The organism is Escherichia sp. AM3 (assembly GCF_032029835.1).
GTDB classification, from domain to species: Bacteria; Pseudomonadota; Gammaproteobacteria; order Enterobacterales; family Enterobacteriaceae; genus Escherichia; species Escherichia coli.
The window spans coordinates 1-2,031 of sequence record NZ_JAVUPQ010000224.1; the positions used below are offsets into that span (position 1 = coordinate 1).

The 2,031-nt window shown below is 56.6% G+C and carries 3 protein-coding genes; all 3 read right to left on the reverse strand.

What is annotated here, in order from left to right:
• The coding region (gene folP / locus RTW80_RS24410) for a dihydropteroate synthase (RefSeq protein ID WP_069970498.1) at positions 1 to 595 on the reverse strand (595 nt) is incomplete at its 3' end.
• The gene (locus tag RTW80_RS24415) at positions 589 to 936 is read right to left on the reverse strand and encodes a quaternary ammonium compound efflux SMR transporter QacE delta 1 (RefSeq protein ID WP_000679427.1); all 348 of its coding nucleotides are present in this window, start codon (positions 934 to 936) and stop codon (positions 589 to 591) included. The genes folP and RTW80_RS24415, both read right to left, overlap by 7 nt.
• A 205-nt stretch (positions 937 to 1,141) precedes the next feature.
• Positions 1,142 to 1,930 (reverse strand): ANT(3'')-Ia family aminoglycoside nucleotidyltransferase AadA5, encoded by a 789-nt coding sequence (locus RTW80_RS24420; protein WP_000503573.1) that lies wholly within the window; start codon positions 1,928 to 1,930, stop codon positions 1,142 to 1,144.
• Between the last annotated feature and the right edge of the window lie 101 nt (positions 1,931 to 2,031).

The following is a 2,031-nucleotide window of genomic DNA, read 5'->3' on the forward strand; positions in this document are numbered from 1 at the left end:
ACTTCAGCTTTTGAAGGTTCGACAGCACGTGCAGCGATGTTTCCGGTGCGGGGCTCAAGAAAAATCCCATCCCCGGATCGAGGATGAGCCGGTCGGCAGCGACCCCGCTCCGTCGCAAGGCGGAAACCCGCGCCTCGAAGAACCGCACAATCTCGTCGAGCGCGTCTTCGGGTCGAAGGTGACCGGTGCGGGTGGCGATGCCATCCCGCTGCGCTGAGTGCATAACCACCAGCCTGCAGTCCGCCTCAGCAATATCGGGATAGAGCGCAGGGTCAGGAAATCCTTGGATATCGTTCAGGTAGCCCACGCCGCGCTTGAGCGCATAGCGCTGGGTTTCCGGTTGGAAGCTGTCGATTGAAACACGGTGCATCTGATCGGACAGGGCGTCTAAGAGCGGCGCAATACGTCTGATCTCATCGGCCGGCGATACAGGCCTCGCGTCCGGATGGCTGGCGGCCGGTCCGACATCCACGACGTCTGATCCGACTCGCAGCATTTCGATCGCCGCGGTGACAGCGCCGGCGGGGTCTAGCCGCCGGCTCTCATCGAAGAAGGAGTCCTCGGTGAGATTCAGAATGCCGAACACCGTCACCATGGCGTCGGCCTCCGCAGCGACTTCCACGATGGGGATCGGGCGAGCAAAAAGGCAGCAATTATGAGCCCCATACCTACAAAGCCCCACGCATCAAGCTTTTGCCCATGAAGCAACCAGGCAATGGCTGTAATTATGACGACGCCGAGTCCCGACCAGACTGCATAAGCAACACCGACAGGGATGGATTTCAGAACCAGAGAAAGAAAATAAAATGCGATGCCATAACCGATTATGACAACGGCGGAAGGGGCAAGCTTAGTAAAGCCCTCGCTAGATTTTAATGCGGATGTTGCGATTACTTCGCCAACTATTGCGATAACAAGAAAAAGCCAGCCTTTCATGATATATCTCCCAATTTGTGTAGGGCTTATTATGCACGCTTAAAAATAATAAAAGCAGACTTGACCTGATAGTTTGGCTGTGAGCAATTATGTGCTTAGTGCATCTAACGCATAGTTGAGCGGCGGGCGCAGCCCGTCCGCTTGAACGCCGAGTTAGGCATCAGATGCCCTCGGCGCGGGTCGATGCACTTTTCGCACATGCCGCTCAACGCAAGATTCTCTCAATCGTTGCTTTGGCATATCGAACGAACGCGGCCGTCTCTTCGACGCGCATTGCTAGGTCGTCGTCCTCGCTACCCAGGTACGCCGCGCGTGCCTTGCAGATGAGGGGCCGATGCTCGGCAGGCAAACGCTCCGATACCCATGCGGCAGCAACGTCCTTAGGAGCAATGAGACCAGTTGAAGCGCTGTACCAAATGCGAGCAAGAGCAAGAACGACGTTCCGCTCGTCACCCTTCCAATCCGACTCTGCATTCCACTGGGCAATAGTGTCGAAAAGCGCCTTGGAGAAATGCTCCTTCGGCACCGGCTCGAAAAACGTGGCTGCGGATGGGCCTAGAAGCGCAAGGCTGTGTTGCCTCGCCTTGGTCAGCAAAATCGCAAGATCGTGATCCAGAACGGCAGGCTCGAACGTTCCGGAAAGGATGTCGTGGCGGAGCCACTCACCGAACTGAAGCTCACGCCGCGCCGGATAGCGCCAAGGCACTACTTCGCTTCGAGCGACAACAGTTAGCTCCAGCGGTCGCCATGTTCCGCCATCGCCTGGCGGTGATGAGACTTTCAGCAAATCGAGCATTAGCGCCTGCCGGAGCGAATCGTTAGGTGCGGCGCTGACGGTCACGAGCAAGTCTATGTCGCTGTCCGGCTTCAGCCCTCCATCGATCGCAGATCCGAACAGGTGGATTGTGTCCAGTGTCGCAGCCAGATGGCGCTCGATCACCGCGCGAGCGTGGGACAGCTGCTTGAAAACTTGTGCAGGGAAAAATTCACCCATGATGCCTAACGTTAAGTTCAGCGGCAGCTTTTAAGTTGCGGCTTTGTGGAATACTTTTGCGCAGCAAAACCACAAAGACGCGACTTAAAAGCTGTCCAAGG

Bases quoted from the DNA above. Each gene is read 5' to 3' on its own strand.
- RTW80_RS24420 (WP_000503573.1), bottom strand. From the start codon at position 1,930: ATGGGTGAATTTTTCCCTGCACAAGTTTTCAAGCAGCTGTCCCACGCT.
- RTW80_RS24415 (WP_000679427.1), bottom strand. From the start codon at position 936: ATGAAAGGCTGGCTTTTTCTTGTTATCGCAATAGTTGGCGAAGTAATC.